We start from the raw sequence: 20,544 nt of genomic DNA, 5'->3' as shown, positions 1-20,544 counted from the left end.
TGTCAGGAATCCTGGTCGGGCGGCGACTCGGCGGCGGCCCGGCGTTTCACCCGCACCCGCGCGATCCGGCGCCCGTCCAGCTCGGTGACGGTCAGCTCGAAGCCCTGGATCTCCACCTGCTCGCCGGCGGCCGGCACGTGCCCCAGCATGGCCATCACGAACCCGCCCAGCGTCTCGTACGGGCCGTCGGGCAGCCGTACGCCGGTCTCGCCGGCGAAGTCGTTGAGGTTGGTCAGGCCGTCGAGCTCGATCTCGCCGGCGGGCAGGACGACGACGTCCTCCTCGACGTCGTACTCGTCCCTGATGTCGCCGATCAGCTCCTCGACCAGGTCCTCCATGGTGACGATGCCGGCGGTGCCGCCGTACTCGTCGACCACGATGGCCAGGTGCTGGCCCTCGTCGCGCATCTCGTTCAGGGTGCTCAGCAGGCGCTTGGAGGCGGGCACGAACTTGGCGGGCCGGATCGGCACGACCGCGCTGATGGGCTCGGTACGTCCGATCAGCTGGGGGTCGAGCAGGTCGCGCACGTGCACGAAACCGATGACCTCGTCGTATGAGTCGCGGTAGACGGGGAAGCGGGAGTGCGGGAGCGCGGCGGCCAGGTTCGCGGCCTCGGCCAGCGGCGTCTCGGCGTCCATGAACTCGACCTCGGTGCGGGGCAGCATGACCTCGCGGAGCTGGCGTTTGCCGGCGGCGAACACCTCGGCGATGAGCTTGCGCTCGTCGGCGGTGAGCTCGGCGTGCCCGACGACCATGTCGCGCAGCTCCTCGGTGGTGACCTCCTCGCGGTCGGCCTCCGGGTTGCCGCCGAGCAGCCGGACGACCAGGTCGGTCGACTTCGACAACATCCAGATGATCGGGCGCGACAGGGCGGCGATCCGGTCGAGGAAGGGCGCGACGAACAACGACAGCCCTTCGGTGCGCTGCAGGGCCAGCCGCTTGGGGGCCAGCTCGCCGAGCACCAGGGAGACGTACGAGATGGCCAGCGTCACCAGCACGAGCCCGAGCACGGGCGCGACCGCCCGCGGCACCCCCCAGCGTTCGAGCACCGGGACGAGCTCCATCCCGAGCCGGTCGGCGCCGAAGGCGGCCGAGAGCATCGTGGCGACGGTCACCCCGATCTGCACCGCCGACAGGAAACGGTTGGGGTCGCGGGCCAGCTTGGCCACCCGCTCGCCCCTCCGGCCGCGCTCGGCGAGCTTGCGGACCTGGCTCTCGCGCAGGGAGACCATCGCGATCTCCGCGCCCGCGAAGAACCCGCCGACCAGGATGAAGAGCAGGACCAGGGCGATGTTCGCCGCGAGGGTGTCAAACATGGTGGTTGGCAGCGTACTCGGCGGGTTTCCCGCGTATGCTGAACGGCAAGCCGTACAAAATCAAACATATGTAAACAGGAGTACACATGAGGCTGTTGGTCACCGGAGGCGCCGGGTACGTCGGCAGCGTCGTCGCCGCGCAGCTCGTCGAGGCGGGGCACGAGGTGACCGTGCTCGACGACCTGTCCACGGGCCACGAGGACGCGGTGCCCGAGGGCGCCCGGTTCGTGCGTGAGTCGATCACGAACGCCCACGACGCGCTCGACGGCATGGACGCCGTGCTGCACTTCGCGGCCAAGTCCCTGGTCGGCGAGTCGGTGGAGAAGCCCGGACTCTACTGGGCCAGCAACCTGGGCGGCACGCTGGCCCTGCTCGACGCGATGCGCGACAAGGGCGTGCGCCGGATCGTCTTCTCCTCCACGGCGGCCACGTACGGCGAGCCCGAGCGCTCCCCCATCGAGGAGGACGACCCGACGCGCCCGACCAACCCCTACGGCGCCTCGAAGCTGGCCGTGGACACCGCCCTGAGCGCCTACGCGGGCATCCGCGGGCTCGGCGCGGTGAGCCTGCGCTACTTCAACGTGGCCGGCGCCTACGGCCGCTTCCGCGAGCGCCACACGGTCGAGACCCACCTCATCCCGAACGTGCTCAAGGTGGCCACCGGCGAGCGCGACTCGGTGAGCGTCTTCGGCACCGACTACCCCACCGCCGACGGCACCTGCGTGCGCGACTACGTCCACGTCGGCGACCTGGCGCGGGCGCACCTGCTGGCGCTGGAGGCGGTCGCCGAGGGCGAGCACAAGATCTACAACCTGGGCAGCGGCACCGGGTTCAGCGTGCAGGAGGTGATCTCGGTCTGCCGTGAGGTCACCGGCCACGAGATCCCGGTCGTCGTCGGCGACCGGCGGCCCGGCGACCCGGCCGTCCTGGTGGCCTCGTCCGCGCGGATCCAGCGCGACCTGGGGTGGAAGGCGGAGCGGGCGGCGCTGCGCGACATCGTCTCCGACGCGTGGACGGCACTTTCCGGGAACGCCTGATGTGGGCGGCGTTTATATGCTGTGATACCGAAATGTGAGGAGCTTTTCACCAAGGGTCACGAAGCTGCTCTTTGGTGCCCTCCTCCTGCTGGGCAGCCTCGCCGCGGCGGCCGGGGTGATCTACGCGACCTCCCAGCCCGCGCCGGCCGCCCAGCCCGCGCCCTCCTGTCCTGGGGCGGACGAGAAGGACGTTTCCCCACACAAGTAACCTGTTCCGCCGTGTCACTCCTCCCCGAGAGCGGGCCCGTGCGCGCGCTCACGTACGCCACACTCCTGCGTTCCCTCGGCCGCGGCCTGTTCGTCACGGTGAGCGTGTTGTTCTTCAAACTGTCGGTCGGCCTGTCGGACGGCGAGATCGGGCTGGGGATGACGATCGCCGCGGCCGTCGGGCTCGCCGCCGGGCTGCCCGCCGGGCGGCTGTCCGACCTGGTCGGGCCGCGCGGGGTGCAGATCGCCTTCTCCGCCGCCGGCGGGTTGCTGGTGCCGGTGTACGCGCTGGTGTCGGGGTTCGCCGGGTTCGTCGTGGTGGTCACCTTGGTGACGTTCGCCGAGGCCGGTGAGGGCACCGCACGGGCGGCGCTGGTCGGTGGCGCGGTGCCGGCGGCCGACCGGGTGCGGGCGCGCGCGTACCTGCGGGCCGTGACCAACGTCGGCTGGTCGGTCGGCGGGCTCGGGGCGGGCGCGGCGCTGCACTTCGACAGCCGTCCCGTGTACCTGGGGATGATCTTCGGGTGCGCGCTCTGCTACCTCGGGAGCGCGCTGCTGGGGTTCCGGGTGCCGGCCGTCGCGCCCGTTCCGCGCAAGGCGGGCGAGCCGGTCTGGATCGTGCTGCGCGACCGGCCGTACGCGGTGCTGGCGCTGCTCAACGCGGTGCTGTTCATGCAGAACGGGCTGCTCACCATCGGGATCCCGCTCTGGGTGGCCGGCCGGACCTCGGCGCCCACGTGGACGGTGGCGGCCGTCGCCATGATCAACACTGTCACCGTCACGGTCCTGCAGGTGCGGCTCAGCCGCGGCACCGACGACGCGGCCGGCGCGGCCCGCGCCCAGCGCCGCTCGGGCGTGTTCCTGCTGCTGGCCTGCGTGCTGCTGGCCCTGGCCGCCGGACAGCCGGCCTGGGTGGCGGTGGTCGCCCTGTTCGGCGGCGCGCTGCTGCACGTCTTCGGGGAACTGCTGCAGGCCGCCGGCTCGTGGGGGTTGTCGTACGAGCTGGCCCCGCCGCACGCCATCGGCCAGTACCAGGGCCTGTACGGCATGGGCCAGCAGGTGTCCAACATCGTCGTGCCCGCCGTCATGACCACGGTCATCGTGGGCTGGGGGCTGCCGGGCTGGCTGCTGTTCGGCGGGGTCTTCCTGGCCGCCGGGCTGGCCGTGCCGCCGGTGACGCGCTGGGCCGAGCGCACCCGCGGGGCCGCGCTCCCCCTCACGACGGCGGACGCGCGCCCCCGCTGAGCCGGAGACGCGCGTCCGAGGTGTCGCGCCGGGTTCAGATGAGGCCGAGCTCGCGGACGGCGTCGCGCTCCTCGGTCAGTTCGCGCACGCTGGCGTCGATGCGCTCGCGGGAGAAGGAGTCGATCTCCAGGCCCTGGATGATCTCGTACCGGCCGTTGACCGAACGCACCGGGAAGGACGAGATGAGCCCCTCGGGCACGCCGTACGAACCGTCGGAGACGACGGCGGCCGAGGTCCACTCGGTGCCGTTGACCCAGTCGTGGACGTGGTCGATCGCGGCGTTGGCGGCCGAGGCGGCCGAGGAGGCGCCACGGGCCTCGATGATGGCGGCGCCGCGCTTGGCGACCGTCGGGATGAACGTCTCGCGCAGCCACTCGCCCTCGACCTGCTCGGCCGCGATCTTGCCGCCGACCTCGGCGTGGAACAGGTCGGGGTACTGGGTGGCGGAGTGGTTGCCCCAGATGGTCATCTTCTTGATCTCGGTGACCGGGACCTGGAGCTTGGCGGCGAGCTGGGACAGCGCGCGGTTGTGGTCGAGGCGGGTCATCGCGGTGAACCGCTCGGCCGGGACGTCGGGCGCGTGCTGCTGGGCGATGAGCGCGTTGGTGTTGGCCGGGTTGCCCACGACCAGGACGCGGATGTCGTCGGCGGCGTGCTCGTTGATCGCCTTGCCCTGGGGGCCGAAGATGCCGCCGTTGGCGCCGAGCAGGTCGCCGCGCTCCATGCCGGCCTTGCGCGGCATGGCGCCGACCAGCAGGGCGACGTTGGCGCCGGCGAAGGCCACGTTGGCGTCGTCGGTGATCTCGATGCCGGACAGCAGCGGGAACGCGCAGTCGTCGAGCTCCATGGCGGTGCCCTCGGCCGCCTTCACCGCCTGCGGGATCTCCAGCAGGCTCAGCTTGACCGGGACGTCAGCGCCGAGCAGCTGTCCCGACGCGATGCGGAACAGCAGTGCGTAGCCGATCTGACCGGCGGCCCCGGTGACGGTTACCTTGACGGGCGTGGCCATGGCCTTCCCCTAACTCGCTGGATGAATTCGTTGGACTTTCGGATGTTACCGCTCGTCATCCGCAGGGCTCCATCGCGGGCACCTTCAGCTCGGGCTGGAAGTCGACCTTGTCGAAGTGGCTGTTCAGGAGCTTCTTGATGGTGCCCGTGCGGTAGAGGTCGGCGATGACGCCCTTGACCGCGGTGCAGGTCTTGGCGTCGCCGTCGCGGATGCCGACCGCGTACCGCTCGTTGTCGAGCTTGGCACCGATGATCTTGTAGCGCATGTTCTCCCGGCTGGCGAACCCGGCCAGGATCAGGTCCTCGCCGGGCACCGCGTCGACCTTGCCGTTCCTGAGCAGGTCCATGCAGGCCGCGTAGTCGCCGGCGGTCACGGGCTCGACCTTCACCCGGTCCTGCACCTCGCCGACCGTCGGAGTGTCGAGCGCGCAGATCTTCTTGCCCTTGAGGTCGTCCAGCGAGTCGATGCCGGTGCCGGCGCGGACCAGCACGTCGCGGTGGGCCACGTAGTACGGCCCGGCGAACCTGGTCTCGCTCTTGTCCACCGAGTACGTGGCGACGACCAGGTCGACCCTGCCCTCGGCCAACGCGGCCGCCCGGTCGTTCCGGCCGACCCGGGTGAACACCGTCTCCTCGGCCCCGAGCGCGGCGGCCACGAGCTTGGCCACCTCGACGTCGAACCCGCTGAAGTCGTCGCCGTTCTGCAGGCCGACGCCCGGCAGGTCGCCCTTGACGCCGACGATGATCTTTCCGGTCTGGGCGACCTTGTCCACCACCGAGGCGAACGTGGGGGGCCGCGAGTTCTTCTTCCCTGTCGGCACGGGGGTCACGACCTCGCCCTTGAACGCCAGCGGCGACCAGCCGTTCGCCATCGCCGCGACGGCCACGACCGCCAGCATGACGAGCACGGCGGCCAGCGCGAGCCACACCTTGAGCCGCCGCCGGCCACCGGACGGCACGGGCTCGTCGAGGGGCCTCGCCGCCGGGCCCTGGCCCTGGCCCTGGCCGGACTGCACGGTCTCCACACGCCCGGAGACACCGGTCCCGGCGCCGGTCGGGTGCGCAGTGCCGGTCGTGTGCGGGGTGCCGGTCGGGTGCGGGGTGCCGGACCCGGTCGGGTGCGGGGTGCCGGTGCCGGTCGGGTGTGCGGACCTGGCGCCGGTCGGGTGCGCGGAGCCGGTCCCGGTCGTGGTCGGGTGGGCGGGGGCGGTGCCGGCGGTCGTGGCGGACGGGGGGCCGGCGGGGTGGCCGGTGGCCTGCGTGGGGGGCCGGTCGGTGATGGACGTGGCCGACACCCGCGTGAACGGCGTCGTGTCGTCGCCGGCCACCTGCACGCCCCTGGTGAGCACCGCCGTCGAGGCCCCGGCCGCCGTGCCGGTCTGCCCGAGCAGGCGCAGCAGGAGCTGGTCGGCCGAGGGACGCTCGTCGGGCGACTTGGCCAGCGCCGAACGCACCACGCCGCGCAGCGGCTCGTGCATCATCTCCACGTCGACCTCGTGGTTCAGGATGCGGTTGAGCACCACGGCGATCGACTTGCCCTCGAAGGCCGCCTTCCCGGAGGCGGCGAAGGCCATGGTCGCGCCCCAGGCGAACACGTCCGTGAAGGGCCCGATGTCGTCGCCGGCGATCTGCTCGGGCGCCATGTAGGCGGGCGTGCCGATCGCGCGGCTGGTGATCGTGCCGGTCGAGTCGATGATGCGGGCGATGCCGAAGTCGACCACGCGCGGCCCGTCGGCGGCGATGAGCACGTTGTCGGGCTTGAAGTCCCGGTGGACGATCGAGGCGTGGTGGATGGCGGTGAGCGCGGTGGCCGTGCCGATGGCCAGCCGGTCGAGCACCGTGCCGCTGAGCGGGCCGTCGGTCTCGACGATGTCGCGCAGCGCCCGCCCGTCGATGTACTCGCTGGCGATGTACGGCGTGTCGCCGTCGAGGTCGGCCTCCATCACCCGCGCGGTGCAGAAGGAGGCCACCCGCTGGGCCGCCTTCAGCTCCCTGGCGAAGCGCGACCTGGCGATCGTGTCGCCGCTGAACTTCACGTGCAGCAGCTTGATCGCGGCCCGCTCGCCCTGCTCGTTGACGCCCAGGTAGACGATCCCCTGGCCGCCCTCGCCGATCCGTCCGGACAGCCGGAACGATCCCAGCAGCGCTGGATCGCCGGCCACCAGCGGCGCGATCTGCGGCATTCGTCTTTCCCCACGTTCACTGAACCCCAACCACGCAAACTTTACGACGCTCAGCAACTTCCCAGGGATCCGTTAACCGTTCGTGACTCACCGGTTTTTGCACAAAGCCCGTACACAGCGTCCATTCGGACCCTGTAACAGCGGTCTTGACTGGTTGGTCGCAGATCACGGATCGGGTCTTCGACGACCTCCTCGCACGCCGCGGATATCAGGGTGCAATCAGGAAATCCTGCTTCCAACCTGGCGTCCCAACTCTGCCGGTCGCTACGGTTGATCGACATGAGCCGGTCATCGGCAGCTCAGGTCCGCCGCGTGGAACGAGTCGCCGATGGTCTCCGGTCGTACGGCGACGCTCCCCCACCAGCGATCGACCTCCAGCACCACATGGGGACCCGAGGAGGTGGCGGCATCGCAGTCCGTGACGACCAGGCCGAGCCTCAGCGACACCCACTGCCCGGCGGGGATAGTCAGGGGCAGGGCGCGGCCGTCCTCGCCCCGCGCCGACGTCACCGTCAGCCCCGCTCCCTCCACGCCCACCCCGGTGACCGTCACGGGGAAGTGGCCCTGGTTGCGGAAGTAGCGGCTCACCGTGCCCTGGAGACCGGTCGGCCGGCCGAGCTCGTCCTGGTACATCCTGACGGAGCCGGTGCCCATCCCCGACTCCTCGATGCGCGGGAACAGGGCACCGCTGGACCAGCCGGCCAGGACGAGGAGCGCCGTCGCCACGCCGGCAGCGGCGACCGCGCGCCAGCGCCACGCCTGCCGGCGAGTGAGCATGCCCGCCCGGTGGTCGAGCCGTTCCCAGATCTCCGGAGAAACCACGCCAGTCCCTTCCGTCACGGAAAGGCGTATTGTGCACCCTCCCTGGGCGGACCGAAAGACGCCTCTTCATGGTGATCGCGATCGTCGTCGCCGTCGCGGTGCTGTCGGCGGCGACAGCGGCGCTCGTCGCGAACAGGCCGATGAGCCGGGCCGCCGCGGACCGGTTCTCGGCCCGGCAGCAGGTGCTCTTCACCGCGTTCAACGGCCCGCTGATGCTGCGCCACATGCAGGTCACCCGGCGGTTCCGGTGGGCGGGGGCGAGTGCGGGAACGGTTCTCATGGCTCTGCCGCTGGTCTCGGGCGACCTCGGCCTCCGCCTCTTCCTGCCAGTGGGCGGCTGGACCCTCGGAGTGCTGGCCCGCGGGCTGTCCAAGGGCAGCGGGCCGGGGCCACGGACGTTCCGCGCGCCGCGGCTGGGCCTCGGGTCACGGCCGCTCGTCATCGTCTGGCGCATCTGCGCCGCCCTCTCCTGCGGCGTCGCGCTCCACGTGGTGGCACGCTCCTTCCTGGGTGACGTCGGATCCGCCGGACGCGCCGCCGCCGCGTGGACGCTCGCGGTCGTGGTGATCGTCCAGGCCGTGCTGCACGATCTGGGCCGGCCCCTCGCGCAGGGGCCCGCCGATCTGGTCGCCGCCGAGGCGGCCATGAGGTCGGACACGGCCCGGATGCTGATGGCGGGCGGGAGCGCGGCAGCGCTGTGGGCGGCGCCGCTCTCCGAGCTGCCCGGCCTCCACGACGACCTGCTTCTCCTCAGCCACGTGACGGTTTGGGGACTGCCCCTGCTCGCCTGGATCCTCTCCGGACGTTTTCGGCCCGGTGTGCCGGGCCGGTGGCGGGTGCCCTGGCGCGCCGTGTCGGCGGCGCTGGCGACCGTCTGCCTGATCACGGCCTGGAACAGCCTCGTGGTCTGGCGCGGCGCCTCGCCGCCTGCTCCCGCGGCGCTCTCCGGGCCACTCCCCGCGCCGATCGGCTACGCCGACCAGAGCCACCACCGCTGGCGGTTGCACCTGAGACGCTCCGGCTCATGGCAGACGGTCGCCCTTCCCCAGGCCCGCGCGGTGATGCCGATCAGCAATCGGCGGGCGCCGCTCGTGATCAGCGGCGACGGCTACCGCCTCATCTACCTGGACGCGGCGACCGGCCGTCTCGTGCTGCACGACCTGTCCGCCGAGAAGGCCCCGCGCCCGCTGACCGGGCCCGGGGAAGGCGTGCCCGACGCGGCCTTCGGCCAGGACGACCGGCATGTCATCCTGACCTGGCCGGACGGAGTGGACCTGGTGGACGCCGTCACCGGGGCCCGGAGGCGGTTGCCCGGCATCGGCCGCGTGATCGGCGTCGTGCCCGGCAAGGTGGTCGCCACCACCGGCCGACGGGCCCTGGAGGGCGCCCCCGACACAGAGCTGGTCACGCTCGACGCGCAGGGGTCCGTACGCACCAGGACGCCCTTCGACCCGGCGTTGCAGGCGCTGCTCACGCCCGACGGCGACCGCCTGGTCCTCTTCTCGGACAACGAGGTGCTGACCATGGATCCGCGCACCGGCGGCCGGGTGCGGGGGCGCGCGACGCTGGGCGGGCCGGGCGCCGAGGCCGAGCTGGTGCGGTGGACGGACGACGGGCGCCTGCTCGTCATGATCGGCTGGGACGATCCCCGCCCGTACCTCGTGGACCTGGAGACAGGGAAGAGGCACCAGGTGAAGGACTTCCCGCCCTACCTCCGCCAGGTCGTCGTCGGCAGGCTGGCGTGACGCGCCGCCGGAGGGTCCCCTGGCGGGCGGGGGTCGCCGTTCTCGTCGCCGTCCTGGCCGCCGGGTGGGTCGCCGCGCCCCTGCCGGCGGAGCCCGGCGTGCGGTTCGTCGGCTCCCAGCCGGTCACGCCCGGCAGGACGGCCAAAGAGCCGGCGAAGCCTGCGAAGCGCACGAAGTACGCCACCCCGATCCGCTACGCGTACGCCCCGAGCTGCGACGCGTGCGCGCACATGATCCTCGTCGGGGACGGCGCGGAGCGCGGCCGGCTGCCGTACAGCTTCGACGGGACGATGTTCGCCCTCAGCCGGGACGGCCGGCGTGCCGCCTTCCTGAGGGACAGCGACAACACCTACGTCGTGGCCGACCTGCGGACGGGAGCCGTCGAACGCCTCCCCGTCAGGCAGCCACGCGGGACCGTCACGGCGTTGTTCGGAGCTCAGCCGCCGCTGTTCTCCCTGGACGGCCGGCACGTGCTCCTCCAGCCCGACCATCTGACCAAGGACACCGACGTGGTGCTGGAGCCGCCCGTGATCGTGGACGTCGCGCGCGGCACCGCCACCCGCCTGCCGGACCGCGGGCAGGTCGCCGGATGGACGTCGGAAGGTCTCGTCATGAAGAGCGGCGAGCCCACCCGCCGCTCCCCGGGCCACCTCAGGTCGGTGCGGTTCGCCGTCTACTCGCCCAAGGGCGACCTGCTGCGCGGCTACACCATGCCGGGCAACGTGGAGTGGGCCATCGAGCCGTCCCCCTCCGGCCGCCTGATCGCGTCACGGCACCGGGAGCTCACCCCCGGCGGCGTGCTCCAGCAGGGCGTCGCCCTGTTCGACACGAAGACCGGCGAACACGTGCGCACGGTCACGCCGCGGCTGGCCACCGGCTGGTGGCTCGCCGCCCTGCTGCGCTGGGAGGACGAGGACACCCTCACGGTCAGGGCGAACGGCCCGCTGGGCGAGACCGCCTACCTGGTGCTGGACCTGCGCACCGCGGCCATCCGCCCGATCGACGTCACCGGCGAGGTGGCCGACTTCATGCTGCAACCCGCCGAGCTGAGCGTGGTGCTCGGGCGCGTCCGTCAGTAGGGCAGGCTCCAGGCGGTGAAGGACTTGCGCAGGTACGGGTTCTTGAACTTCGGGTACGCGACCGTGCTGACGTCACCGTCCGAGGTGTAGCGCATGTCCGGGTTGTTCTTGAGCCAGTCGAGCCAGGCCGCCGAGCAGAACTGCGCGCAGTCGCCCTTCTTCTCCATGACCCGGATGCGCGGGATGCCGCCCGGGTCGAACGCCTTGCTGAACGGCGACGGCGCGGGCGTGTATCCGGCCAGGAACGCGCCTGCATGGTTGTAGAGCTTGCCGTGCAGCGCCCAATTCTTGTTGCGCGGCTGGTTGCCGTACGGCAGGGCGATGGAGTTGGGCTTGACCTTGGTCAGGTCGTCGATCTGCTTGGCGATGCCGCCGATCTGGTCCTCCACCTCCTTCTCCGAGCGTCCGTGCAGGTTGACGTGGTCACGGGTGTGGTTGCCGATGTCGAAGCCGTTGTCCTTGAGCCAGCCCAGCGTCTGGGCCTGCTCCTCGCGCACGGTCTTGCCGAACATGTCGCGGGTGACGTAGAAGGTGGCGGCCGGCCGGAAACCCGGGTGCTTGGCGGCCACCTCGCGCAGGATCGCCACGGCGGTGTCCGGCTGCGGGACGCCCATCTCGTTCAGGGTGAGCTGCGAGGGCGAGGAGTCGTCGAACGTCAGGACCACGGGATGCTTGCCCGCCGGGACGTTGATCTTCCCGGTCACCATCTCCGACGCGCTGATCGGGACGTAGTCCTCCTTGACCAGCCGTTCCAGGTCCGAGCGGAACTGCTGCGGCGTCCTGTCGTCGGTGGTGGCCGGGTTCTTGATGACCCGGTGGAACATCAGCACCGGGATCTGGCCCAGCTCGTTCGCCTTCACCTTGCGCGCCAGCGCGATCTTGGCCGCCTTGCTCTGCTTCAGCCTGGCCGCGGCCTCGGCCTTGCTGTCGGTGATCTTGGCAGTGTCGGGCGGCGAGTCGCACCCGGTCAGGACGACGGCGGCCGCAAGGAGCCCCGCTCCTGTCAAAATACCCAGTCGCATCCGAACCCCCCGAGACGCGTACGACTGTTACAGGTTGGGCCTTACCCAGATGATCAACTGCGCCACGCCGCGACCTCGTCAAGGAAGGGTCAGGGATTGCGAAAAGCGTCACCCCCTGCCGAGGCCGAGCCGGCCGGCGACCCGGGCCATCAGCTGCGACATCCGGGACGGGAACGCGTCCGGCTCCGGGACGGCGACCGGCCGGACCCGGCCGTTGTGGATCGCGCCGATGCGCCAGCCCGCGCCCGTCCGCACCACGACGACGGTCTGCCGGGACAGCCGCCGCCTGGGCAGCGTGGACCGCCAGGGCATCAGGACGGAGGCCGTGCCGTGCACGACCGCCACGTCGGGGGTGAGGAAGCGCACCGACTCCAGGTCGCCGACGAGCGCCGAGCCGGCCAGGACGCCGCGGAAGAGCTTGTCGTGGTTGAGCTCGTGCGCGCGGCGGCCGCGGGCGATCGTGCCGTCGTAGGAGACGTAGTCGGAGTCGTCGGTGAACAGGGCGCCGAACGCGCGGGCGTCCCCGGCGGTCCAGGCCGCCATGAAGTCGGCGAAGAGGCGCTGGATCTCGGCGATGTCGGGCGCGGCGAGGCTGGTCGAGCGCATGGCGGTGCCTCCGGAAGTGATACCGTCATTTTGACTGACGAAAAGTACGATACTAGAAAGATTCGAATGTCGAAACGTGCCGTCATCGGAGAGATCGCCATGGAGCTCCGGCAGCTGCAGCAGAGCTTCGACGCCTTCGACGAGGCCGCCGCGGCCCGGCTCCGCCTCAACCGCACCGACCTGCGCTGCCTCGACGTCGTCCTGGCCGAGGGCCCGGTCGCCGCGGGCGCGCTCAGCCTCGCGCTGAAGCTCAGCCCGGCGGCCGTCACCACCGTCATCGACCGGCTGGAGCGCGCGGGCATGGTGGCCCGTGCGCCCGATCCGGCCAACCGCCGCCGCGTCCTGGTCGCCGCCACTGACGCCGCCCGCACCGCCGAGGCCGAGATCTTCGTCCCGGTCGGCCAGGCGGGCGCGCGGGCGCTGGAGGGCTACGGGCCGGACGAGCTGGCGGTGATCCTCGGCTTCCTGCGCACCGCCCGCAGGGTCCAGGAGGAACAGGCGGCCCGCGTCAGAGATTCGTCCTGAGTTCCGGAAAACACGACACAGGGTGTCGGGTTTCCGGTCGAGCATGGTCCCACCGGCCGGCGCCGACCGCGGGCCGGTACGTACGTACAGACAAGGACCTCAATGCGCGAAACCCCGCAGGAGCTCGAAGAGCTCCAGGCGCTCCTCGACGCCTCGCTCTCCCGCTCCACCTCGCACCTGCGCTCGATCGTCACCGAGCGCACCCTGAACGCCGAGCAGCTCACCGGGATCCTGACCGGCATGCGCGTCCTCGCCGTGTCCACCGTGACGGCGAAGGGCGAGCCGCGGATCAGCGGCGCCGACGGCCACTTCCTGCACGGCAAATGGCACTTCGGCACGGCCCGCGACGCCGCCAAGGCGCGCCACCTCGCCGCCCGCCCGGCGGCCAGCGTCGCCCACATGCGCGGGGAGGACCTGGGCGTGTTCACCCACGGCAGGGTGGAGATCCTCAACCCGCGGGACGGCGAGCCGGCCGCCGACTGGCCGGCCCTCCTGGACTACTTCAAGGACTTCTACGGCGCGGACGCCTTCGACTGGGAGAACGACGTGGTCTACTTCCGGCTGCACCCGAGCTGGATGACCGCCTACGCCCCCGACCTGGCCAAGCTCACGTTCTGACCGCCGGCGCGGCTTCGCGGCCGCGTCACAGGTAGAGCCGCAGCAGGTCCTCCTCGCTCTCGCGGCGGACGATGACCCGCGCCTCCCCGTCGCGCACCGCGACGACCGGCGGCCTGGGCACGTGGTTGTAGTTACTGGCCATCGAGCGCTGGTAGGCGCCCGACACCGGGACGGCGAGCAGGTCGCCGGGCCGCACGTCGCCGGGCAGCGCGATGTCCCTGACCAGCACGTCCCCGCTCTCGCAGTGCTTGCCGACCACGGTGAACGCGCTCGTGGGGGCGTCGGAGGCGCGGTTGGCCAGGGTGGCGGTGTAGGCGGCGCCGTACATGCCGGGGCGGGGGTTGTCGCTCATGCCGCCGTTCACGCTCACGTACCGGCCCTTGATCGTGCCGATCTCGTACAGGGCGACCGTGGACGGCCCGGCGATCGACCTGCCGGGCTCGACGGCCAGGTGCAGGCCCGCGGTCTCCTTCCTGAGCACGGCAAGGAGCTCGGCGGGCGTGGGCGGGGTGGGGTCATCCGGTGTGTAGGCGATGCCGAGGCCGCCGCCCAGGTCGAGCCTGGTGACGCCGGTCTCGGCGGCGAAGGCGGCCATCCTGGCGGCGGCGGTGCCGAAGCCGTCCAGCTCGAAGATCTGCGAGCCGATGTGGGAGTGCAGGCCGTACAGCTCCAGCGCGGGCTCGGCGGTCACCTGCGCCACCGCGAGCGCGGCGGCGCCGGCGCTCAGCGAGAAGCCGAACTTGGAGTCCTCGCCGCCGGTGGCGATGAAGGCGTGGGTGTGCGGGTCCACGCCCGGCGTCACCCTGATCATCACCCGCTGCCGGACGCCCAGGGAGGCGGCGATCCCGGCGAGCCTGGCGATCTCGGCGAAGGAGTCGACGACCACGCAGCCGATGCCCCAGGCCACGGCCCTGCGCAGCTCGTCGGCCGACTTGTTGTTGCCGTGGAAGACGACCCGCTCCGGCGGCATCCCGCCGGCCATGGCCACGGCGAGCTCGCCGCCCGTGCAGACATCGAGGGACAGGCCCAGCCGGTCCAGCCAGCGCACCACCTCGGGGCAGAGGAACGCCTTGCCGCCGTAGTGCACGTCGCCGTCGGGCAGCGCGTCCAGCCAGGCGCGGGCGCGGGCGGTGAAGTCGGCCTCGTCCAGCACGTACGCGGGCGTGCCGTGCTCCCGGGCCAGTTCGACCGCGCCGATCCCGCCGAGCCGCAGCTCCCCGTCGTGCCATGTGGTGGTCTGGGGCCAGATGTCCAAACTCATGAGGGGCGAGCGTAAACAACCGCGAGGGCGGGAAGGGTCGAGCATCGACGGATTCGTTGCTGAGGGTCGCATGCCTTCACGAGGCTTGGTGCCGCCTGACGGCCTGGCCACGATGACATGCCATGCGAACACACCTGGTCATCGCCCTGGTGGCGGCCTGCGCGCTCGGCGCGGGATGCGGGAGGTCCACCTCGGGTACGGCGGCCGCCCCCACGCCGCCCTCCTCGACCGGCAAGAGCGCCAAGGACCTCGTCCCGGACTCCGTACGGAAGTCCGGCGAGCTCCGCATGGCGACCTCGGAAGGCTATCCCCCGATGGAGATGTACAAGCCGGGCACCCAGGAGATGACCGGCGTCGACGCCGACCTGGCCGTGGCGGTCGGCGAGCGGCTCGGGCTGAAGACGCGGATCATCAACGCCTCCTTCGACGGTCTCATCCCCGGCCTGCAGGGCGGCCGGTGGGACATCGCCATGGCCGCGCTCAGCGACCTCGAACAGCGGCGCAAGGCCGTGGACTTCGTCGACTACTTCAACGCCGGCGGCTCGATCATGGTCAAGAAGGGCAACCCCGAGGGCATCAAGACCCTTGAGGACCTGTGCGGCAAGAAGGTCGTCCTGGCCAAGGGCAGCTCCAACCTGGAGATCGGCAAGCGCCAGAACGAGAAGTGCGCCCAGAAGATGGAGATCATGCAGAGCGAGGACGCCCCCACCGGCCTGCTCACCATCGACTCCGGCCGTACCGTCGCCACGATCGTCGACTCCCCCGTGGCCGCCATGTACGCCAAGGAGACCGGCAAGTACGAGGTCCTGGCCGAGCAGTACGACGCCGGCCCCTGGGGCATCGCGATCGACAAGAAGCAGACCGGCCTGCGCGACGCCGTCGCCAAGGCGCTGCAGGAGCTGATCGACAGCGGCGAGTACGGCAAGATCCTGGAGAAGTACGGCACGACGGCCAACGCCGTGCCCAAGGTCACGATCAACACCGGCGCATGATGGAACTCCCGATCGAGGCGGTGAAGCCGCCCAGACCCGGGCGGCTCGTCGCGGCGGTGGTCGCGGCGCTGGTGATGGCGTGGCTGGCCTACACCGTCATCGTCAACCCCAACCTCCACTGGGACGTCATCGCCGAGTTCCTGCTGGACGGCCGCGTGCTCGGCGGCCTGTGGATCACTATCGCGCTCACCGCGCTGTCCATGGTCATCGGCGTCGCCCTAGGCGTGGCCGCCGCCGTCATGCAGCTGTCGGACAGCCCGGTGCTGCGCGGCGCGGCCGGCCTCTACACCTGGTTCTTCCGGGGCACGCCGCTGCTGGTGCAGCTCATCTTCTGGTTCAACATCGGCCTGGTCTTCCCCGAGATCGGGCTCGGCGTGCCGTTCGGCGGCCCGATGTTCCTCCAGTGGCCGGCCAACGAGCTGATCACGCCGTTCACGGCGGCGCTGCTCGGGCTGACCATCAACGAGGGCGCGTACATGGCCGAGATCGTCCGCGCGGGCATCCGTTCGGTGGATCCCGGGCAGCGGGAGGCGGCCGAGTCGCTGGGCATGTCGCACCGGCAGATCCTGCGCAGGGTCGTGCTGCCGCAGGCGATGCGGGTGATCATCCCGCCGACCGGCAACCAGTTCATCTCCATGCTGAAGACCACCTCGATGGTCTCGGTCATCTCCGGCGCGGAGCTGCTGACCGTCTCCCAGCGCATCTACCTGGACAACTTCGAGGTGATCGCGCTGCTGGTGGTCGCCTCCACCTGGTACCTGCTGCTCACCACCGTGGCCACCTTCGGCCAGCGCTCCCTGGAGAGGAGGTTCAGCCGTGGCCACTAGCATGGTGAAGATCGAATCGGTCAGGAAGCGCTTCGGCCAGCTGGAGGTGCTGAAGGGCGTCAGCCTCGACGTGCCGGCCGGCGGGGTGGTCTGCGTGGTGGGCCCGTCCGGGTCCGGCAAGTCGACGCTGTTGCGCTGCGTCAACCGGCTGGAGACGATCGACGCGGGCCGGGTGTGGGTCGACGGCGAGCTCATGGGCTTCAGCGAGCAGGGCGGCAAGCTGCACCTGCTGCGGCCCGGCGAGCTGTGCCGCCAGCGCCAGGAGATCGGCATGGTCTTCCAGCGCTTCCACCTGTTCCCGCACATGACCGCGCTGGAGAACGTCATGGAGGGCCCGTGCACGGTCAAGCGCCTGCCGAAGGCCAAGGCGGCCGAGCGCGCGATGACGCTGCTCGACCGGGTGGGGCTGGCCGACCGGGCCGGCCACTACCCCAGGCAGCTGTCGGGCGGCCAGCAGCAGCGGGTCGCGATCGCGCGCAGCCTGGCCATGGACCCCAAGCTCATGCTGTTCGACGAGCCGACCAGCGCGCTCGACCCCGAGCTGGTGCAGGAGGTGCTGCAGGTCATGCGCGACCTGGCGGCCAGCGGGATGACGATGATCGTGGTGACCCACGAGATGGGCTTCGCCAGAGAGGCGGGCGACCACCTGGTGTTCATCGACGACGGCGTGATCGTGGAGGAGGGGCCGCCCCGCGAGGTGCTGTCCGCGCCGCGTCACGAGCGCACTCGCGCCTTCCTCGGGCAGGTGCTGTGAACGGCTCGCTTCTCAGGGAGGGTTCGGCCACGTGAGCCTCGACATGCTGATCAGCGGTGGCCTCGTGGCCGACGGGACGGGCGCGCCGCTGCGCCGGGCCGACGTCGGCGTCCGCGGTGACCGCCTCGTCCTGCTGCCCGGGGAGGGCCCGTCCGACGGCGGCGGGGGGCGGGTGATCGACGCCGCCGGGCTGGTGGTCGCGCCCGGGTTCATCGACGTGCACACCCACTCCGACGCGGTCACCCTGCTCGGGGAGGCGGGCCGGGAGCTGGCCGCCGCGCCCGTGCTCATGGGCGTCACGGTGGAGATCTGCGGCAACTGCGGGTCGAGCCTGTTCCCGGCGCTGCCCGAGCGGGTGCCGGCGCTGCGCCGGTCGAGCAGGGCCGGCTTCGGCGGCGACATCCCGATCTTTGAGGACTACGACGGGTTCGTCGCGGCGCACGAGCGGGCCCCCCGGTCGAACCACCTGACCTCCCTCGTCGGCCACGGCACCCTGCGGGCCGGCGTGCTCGGCTACGAGGACCGCCCGGCCACCCCCGCCGAGCTCGCCACCATGTGCGCGCTGCTCGACGAGGCGCTGGCGGCCGGCGCCGCCGGGCTGTCCACCGGCCTCATCTACACCCCCGGCACGTACGGCGACACCGCCGAGGTGGTCGCGCTGGCCCGCGTCGCGGCCCGGCACGGCAAGCCGTACGTCACCCACCTGCGGGACGAGATGTCGCGCGTGGAGGAGGCGCTGGAGGAGGCCGTCGAGATCGCCCGCAGGAGCGGGGCCGCGCTGCACGTCAGCCACCACAAGACGGCCGGGAAGCACGCCTGGGGCAAGACCCTGCGCACGCTCCCCCGCATCGCCGCGCTGCGCGCCCAGGGCATGGACCTCACCTGCGACGTCTACCCCTACACCGAGGGCAGCACGTCGCTGTCGGCGATGTTCCCCCCGTGGGCCAACGACGGCGGCACCGAGGCGCTGCTCGACCGGCTGCGCGACCCCGGCCAGCGCGACCGGATGCGCGCGGCCATCGAGAACGGCGTGCCGGGCTGGGAGAACACGGTCGGCAACGGCGGCTGGGACCGCATCTCGGTCGCCTGCGCCACCCGTCATCCCGAGGCCGAGGGCCGCACGATCGCCGAGCTGGGCGGCGACCCCGTGGACGCGGCGGCCGAGCTGCTGCTCGCCGAGGACGGCGAGGTGACCATCATCAGCCACTCCATGCGCGAGGACGACGTCCAGCGGGTCCTGGCGAGCGAGTACGTCATGATCGGCTCGGACGGCGTGCCCAAGCCGGGCCATCCGCACCCCCGGCTGGCCGGCACCTTCCCCAGGGTGCTCGGCCGCTACTCCCGCGACCAGGGACTGTTCCCGGTGGAGACCGCCGTCCACAAGATGACCGGCATGGCGGCCGACCGGTTCGGGCTGGCGGACCGGGGCGTCGTGCGCGACGGGGCGCACGCCGACCTGGTGCTCTTCGACCCCGCGGCGGTGGCCGACGGCGCGACCTACGCCGACCCGCTGCTGCCTCCCGTCGGCATCAGGGCCGTCGTGGTGGCCGGACGGCTCGCCGTGCAGGACAACAGGCTCACCGAGGACAGACCAGGAAGGATCATCGGGCGGTGAACGACATCACGCTCGCCGTCGCGACGCGGGATCTGGTGACGGGCGAGTTCCACGGCGTCAACGAGGACGCCGAGCTGCCGCTGGCCAGCGTCGGCAAGCTGCTGCTGCTGGCCGAGGTGGCGATGAGCGTCGAGGGCGGCATCCTGGCCCCCGACACGCCCGTGACGCTGCACGAGGACGACTACTGCGGCGGCTCCGGGCTGCTCACGTCGCTGTCCGCGCGCGCCTGGACGGTCGGCGACCTCGCCCTGCTGACCGCCGCCGTCAGCGACAACACCGCCACGAACGCGCTGCTGCGCACGATCGGCCTGGACCGGGTCAACGCCGCCGCCGCGGCCCTCGGGCTGTCGCGGACCAGGCTGCTCGACCGCATCAGGGAACCGCGCACCCCGCAGGACCCGCCGACGTTCGCGATCGGCACCGCGGCCGAGCTGTCCGGCCTGGCCGCGCTGCTCGCCGGTCCGGGCGGCTGGCAGGCGCTCATGCGCGGCTGGATGCGGCAGAACACCGACCACGGGCTCGTCCCCGCCCTGGTCAGGCACGATCCCGAGGGCGACTGGCTGGCCAACAAGACCGGCACCGACGAGGGCGTCCGGTCCGACGTCGGCATCATGGACGGTCGCATCGCCTACGCCGTCCTGGCCCACGGCCCCGCGGGCAGCGAGCACGACCTGACCGCCGCCGTACGGCGGGCCGGCCTGGACGTCGCCGCCCGCCTCAGCGCAGCGACGGCTCCAGCGAGTTCCTGAGCTGGGCCGAGGCCGTCCGCAGGTAGGCCAGGAACGACCGGGCGGCCGGGTTGGGATTGGTCGGCCGCCTGGCCACGCCGATCCTGCGGAACAGGTTCGGCGTGGTCAGCCGGCAGGTGTGCAGCCCGGTCGCGCCCTGCAGGCCGAGGCTCGGCACCAGCGCGACGCCGAGCCCGGCCCGTACCAGGCCGATCGTCACCTCGTAGTGGTCGCTGCGGCAGCGGATCCGCGGCGAGAAGCCCTCCAGCGTGCTGGCCCGTTCCAGGATCGACACCGGGTGCTCGGCGCCGAACGTGGTGATCCACGGCTCCTCGGCCAGGTCCGCCAGCCGCACCTTGGGCCGCTGGGCGGCGGCGTGGCCGGTCGGCAGGACCAGCAGCTGCGGCTCGTCGAACAGGTGGACGACCTCCACCCCTTCCGGGCACTGCCACGGGTCCAGCGCGTGCTCGAAGACCACCAGCACGTCGAGCGCGCCGCGCTCCAGATCGGGCAGCAGCTCGTACGGCTGGCCCTCCACCAGGTCGAGCGCCACCTTGGGATACCGGGAGGCGAACCGCGACAACGCCAGCGGCAGCAGCCGGTACCCGGCGGAGGCGAAGAAGCCGATGCGCAGCTCGCCGGCGTCCACCCTGGCCTGGGCGAGCAGGTCCTTCTCGGCCGCCTCGATGATGTCGACGACCTCCTGGGCGCGGATGGCCAGGCGGCGTCCCGCCTCGGTCAGCCGCAGGCTCTGGGCGTTGCGCTCGACCAGCCCGACCCCCGCCTCCTGCTCCAGCCGGGACAGCTGATGGGACACCGCGGACGGCGACAACTTCAGCACCCTGGCCGCACCGGCGATACTGCCCGTCCTGAACACCTCAAGCAGGACACGCAGCCGGTTACTACTCAACACGGGACCAAGAGTACGAGCTCCCCCACCTCGCTCCGCGCATA

The 20,544-nt window shown here is 71.7% G+C and carries 19 protein-coding genes; 11 read left to right on the top strand and 8 right to left on the bottom strand.

The window, feature by feature from the left end; all coding sequences use genetic code 11:
* Positions 1–2: 2 nt before the first annotated feature.
* Positions 3–1,316 (bottom strand): hemolysin family protein, encoded by a 1,314-nt coding sequence (locus AB0J46_RS34290; protein ID WP_364338249.1) that lies wholly within the window; start codon positions 1,314–1,316, stop codon positions 3–5.
* 86 nt (positions 1,317–1,402) lie between these two features.
* Here AB0J46_RS34290 and galE point away from each other — a divergent pair, with 86 nt between their 5' ends.
* Both galE and AB0J46_RS34280 read left to right on the top strand, forming a co-directional pair.
* A complete protein-coding gene (gene galE / locus AB0J46_RS34285; protein ID WP_357969772.1) occupies positions 1,403–2,353 on the top strand; it encodes a UDP-glucose 4-epimerase GalE in 951 nt (316 codons plus the stop codon).
* Between the two features lie 219 nt (positions 2,354–2,572).
* Positions 2,573–3,805, top strand: a complete 1,233-nt coding sequence (locus AB0J46_RS34280; RefSeq protein ID WP_364338248.1) for an MFS transporter — start codon at positions 2,573–2,575, stop codon at positions 3,803–3,805.
* Positions 3,806–3,839: 34 nt separating this feature from the next.
* Here AB0J46_RS34280 and AB0J46_RS34275 read toward each other — a convergent pair whose 3' ends face one another.
* The 3 genes from AB0J46_RS34275 to AB0J46_RS34265 form a co-directional block, all read right to left on the bottom strand.
* A complete protein-coding gene (locus tag AB0J46_RS34275) occupies positions 3,840–4,814 on the bottom strand; it encodes a malate dehydrogenase (protein WP_358282356.1) in 975 nt (324 codons plus the stop codon).
* A 55-nt stretch (positions 4,815–4,869) separates the two neighbouring features.
* Positions 4,870–6,996, bottom strand: coding sequence for a transporter substrate-binding domain-containing protein (locus AB0J46_RS34270; RefSeq protein WP_364338247.1), 2,127 nt, complete (start codon positions 6,994–6,996; stop codon positions 4,870–4,872).
* A 288-nt stretch (positions 6,997–7,284) separates the two neighbouring features.
* Positions 7,285–7,836 carry a hypothetical protein gene (locus AB0J46_RS34265; RefSeq protein WP_364338246.1) on the bottom strand — a complete coding sequence of 184 codons (552 nt, stop codon included), beginning with the start codon at positions 7,834–7,836 and terminating at the stop codon, positions 7,285–7,287.
* A gap of 50 nt (positions 7,837–7,886) precedes the next feature.
* Here AB0J46_RS34265 and AB0J46_RS34260 point away from each other — a divergent pair, with 50 nt between their 5' ends.
* The gene (locus tag AB0J46_RS34260) at positions 7,887–9,563 is read left to right on the top strand and encodes a hypothetical protein (protein ID WP_364338245.1); all 1,677 of its coding nucleotides are present in this window, start codon (positions 7,887–7,889) and stop codon (positions 9,561–9,563) included.
* Positions 9,560–10,642 carry a hypothetical protein gene (locus tag AB0J46_RS34255; RefSeq protein ID WP_364338244.1) on the top strand — a complete coding sequence of 361 codons (1,083 nt, stop codon included), beginning with the start codon at positions 9,560–9,562 and terminating at the stop codon, positions 10,640–10,642. The genes AB0J46_RS34260 and AB0J46_RS34255 overlap by 4 nt, the downstream gene beginning before the upstream one ends.
* Here the strand turns inward: AB0J46_RS34255 and AB0J46_RS34250 are convergent.
* Entirely contained in the window at positions 10,636–11,664 is a 1,029-nt protein-coding gene (locus AB0J46_RS34250) for a polysaccharide deacetylase family protein (RefSeq protein ID WP_364338243.1), read from the bottom strand. The two genes, AB0J46_RS34255 and AB0J46_RS34250, sit on opposite strands and share 7 nt — an antisense overlap.
* A gap of 108 nt (positions 11,665–11,772) precedes the next feature.
* A complete protein-coding gene (locus tag AB0J46_RS34245) occupies positions 11,773–12,270 on the bottom strand; it encodes an SgcJ/EcaC family oxidoreductase (RefSeq protein ID WP_364338242.1) in 498 nt (165 codons plus the stop codon).
* Positions 12,271–12,336: 66 nt separating this feature from the next.
* Between AB0J46_RS34245 and AB0J46_RS34240 the strand changes: the two genes are divergently transcribed.
* Together AB0J46_RS34240 and AB0J46_RS34235 are read left to right on the top strand one after the other, a co-directional pair.
* Positions 12,337–12,795: a MarR family transcriptional regulator gene (locus AB0J46_RS34240; RefSeq protein WP_364338241.1), complete on the top strand. Its 459-nt coding sequence runs from the start codon at positions 12,337–12,339 to the stop codon at positions 12,793–12,795.
* Positions 12,796–12,897: 102 nt separating this feature from the next.
* Positions 12,898–13,413, top strand: a complete 516-nt coding sequence (locus AB0J46_RS34235) for a pyridoxamine 5'-phosphate oxidase family protein (protein ID WP_364338240.1) — start codon at positions 12,898–12,900, stop codon at positions 13,411–13,413.
* A 25-nt stretch (positions 13,414–13,438) separates the two neighbouring features.
* Here the strand turns inward: AB0J46_RS34235 and lysA are convergent, their stop codons facing one another.
* Positions 13,439–14,674: a diaminopimelate decarboxylase gene (gene lysA / locus AB0J46_RS34230; protein WP_364338239.1), complete on the bottom strand. Its 1,236-nt coding sequence runs from the start codon at positions 14,672–14,674 to the stop codon at positions 13,439–13,441.
* A 122-nt stretch (positions 14,675–14,796) separates the two neighbouring features.
* On the opposite strand from lysA, the gene AB0J46_RS34225 reads away from it, so the two are divergent.
* From AB0J46_RS34225 to AB0J46_RS34205, 5 genes are read left to right on the top strand one after another with little or no spacing between them, the layout of a single operon-like run.
* A complete protein-coding gene (locus tag AB0J46_RS34225) occupies positions 14,797–15,666 on the top strand; it encodes an ABC transporter substrate-binding protein (RefSeq protein ID WP_358282336.1) in 870 nt (289 codons plus the stop codon).
* A complete protein-coding gene (locus tag AB0J46_RS34220) occupies positions 15,663–16,493 on the top strand; it encodes an amino acid ABC transporter permease (protein WP_364338238.1) in 831 nt (276 codons plus the stop codon). Before AB0J46_RS34225 ends, AB0J46_RS34220 begins: the two co-directional genes overlap by 4 nt.
* A 1-nt stretch (position 16,494) precedes the next feature.
* Positions 16,495–17,247: an amino acid ABC transporter ATP-binding protein gene (locus AB0J46_RS34215; protein ID WP_364338310.1), complete on the top strand. Its 753-nt coding sequence runs from the start codon at positions 16,495–16,497 to the stop codon at positions 17,245–17,247.
* A gap of 31 nt (positions 17,248–17,278) precedes the next feature.
* Positions 17,279–18,862, top strand: a complete 1,584-nt coding sequence (locus AB0J46_RS34210) for a D-aminoacylase (RefSeq protein WP_364338237.1) — start codon at positions 17,279–17,281, stop codon at positions 18,860–18,862.
* Positions 18,859–19,611 (top strand): serine hydrolase, encoded by a 753-nt coding sequence (locus tag AB0J46_RS34205; RefSeq protein ID WP_364338236.1) that lies wholly within the window; start codon positions 18,859–18,861, stop codon positions 19,609–19,611. Before AB0J46_RS34210 ends, AB0J46_RS34205 begins: the two co-directional genes overlap by 4 nt.
* On the opposite strand, the gene AB0J46_RS34200 is transcribed toward AB0J46_RS34205, so the two are convergent.
* A complete protein-coding gene (locus AB0J46_RS34200; protein ID WP_357969738.1) occupies positions 19,580–20,503 on the bottom strand; it encodes a LysR substrate-binding domain-containing protein in 924 nt (307 codons plus the stop codon). The two genes, AB0J46_RS34205 and AB0J46_RS34200, sit on opposite strands and share 32 nt — an antisense overlap.
* Positions 20,504–20,544 lie beyond the last annotated feature (41 nt).

This window comes from Nonomuraea sp. NPDC049758 (assembly GCF_040674635.1).
Lineage (GTDB): Bacteria > Actinomycetota > Actinomycetes > Streptosporangiales > Streptosporangiaceae > Nonomuraea.
Note: the sequence above shows the minus strand (reverse complement) of the source record. Positions and strands in the feature narration are given on the sequence as shown.

Bases quoted from the DNA above. Each gene is read 5' to 3' on its own strand.
- AB0J46_RS34250 (WP_364338243.1), bottom strand. From the start codon at position 11,664: ATGCGACTGGGTATTTTGACAGGAGCGGGGCTCCTTGCGGCCGCCGTC.
- AB0J46_RS34225 (WP_358282336.1), top strand. From the start codon at position 14,797: ATGCGAACACACCTGGTCATCGCCCTGGTGGCGGCCTGCGCGCTCGGC.
- AB0J46_RS34215 (WP_364338310.1), top strand. From the start codon at position 16,495: ATGGTGAAGATCGAATCGGTCAGGAAGCGCTTCGGCCAGCTGGAGGTG.
- AB0J46_RS34270 (WP_364338247.1), bottom strand. From the start codon at position 6,996: ATGCCGCAGATCGCGCCGCTGGTGGCCGGCGATCCAGCGCTGCTGGGA.
- AB0J46_RS34275 (WP_358282356.1), bottom strand. From the start codon at position 4,814: ATGGCCACGCCCGTCAAGGTAACCGTCACCGGGGCCGCCGGTCAGATC.
- AB0J46_RS34245 (WP_364338242.1), bottom strand. From the start codon at position 12,270: ATGCGCTCGACCAGCCTCGCCGCGCCCGACATCGCCGAGATCCAGCGC.
- AB0J46_RS34240 (WP_364338241.1), top strand. From the start codon at position 12,337: ATGTCGAAACGTGCCGTCATCGGAGAGATCGCCATGGAGCTCCGGCAG.
- AB0J46_RS34235 (WP_364338240.1), top strand. From the start codon at position 12,898: ATGCGCGAAACCCCGCAGGAGCTCGAAGAGCTCCAGGCGCTCCTCGAC.
- AB0J46_RS34260 (WP_364338245.1), top strand. From the start codon at position 7,887: ATGGTGATCGCGATCGTCGTCGCCGTCGCGGTGCTGTCGGCGGCGACA.
- lysA (WP_364338239.1), bottom strand. From the start codon at position 14,674: ATGAGTTTGGACATCTGGCCCCAGACCACCACATGGCACGACGGGGAG.
- galE (WP_357969772.1), top strand. From the start codon at position 1,403: ATGAGGCTGTTGGTCACCGGAGGCGCCGGGTACGTCGGCAGCGTCGTC.
- AB0J46_RS34290 (WP_364338249.1), bottom strand. From the start codon at position 1,316: ATGTTTGACACCCTCGCGGCGAACATCGCCCTGGTCCTGCTCTTCATC.
- AB0J46_RS34220 (WP_364338238.1), top strand. From the start codon at position 15,663: ATGATGGAACTCCCGATCGAGGCGGTGAAGCCGCCCAGACCCGGGCGG.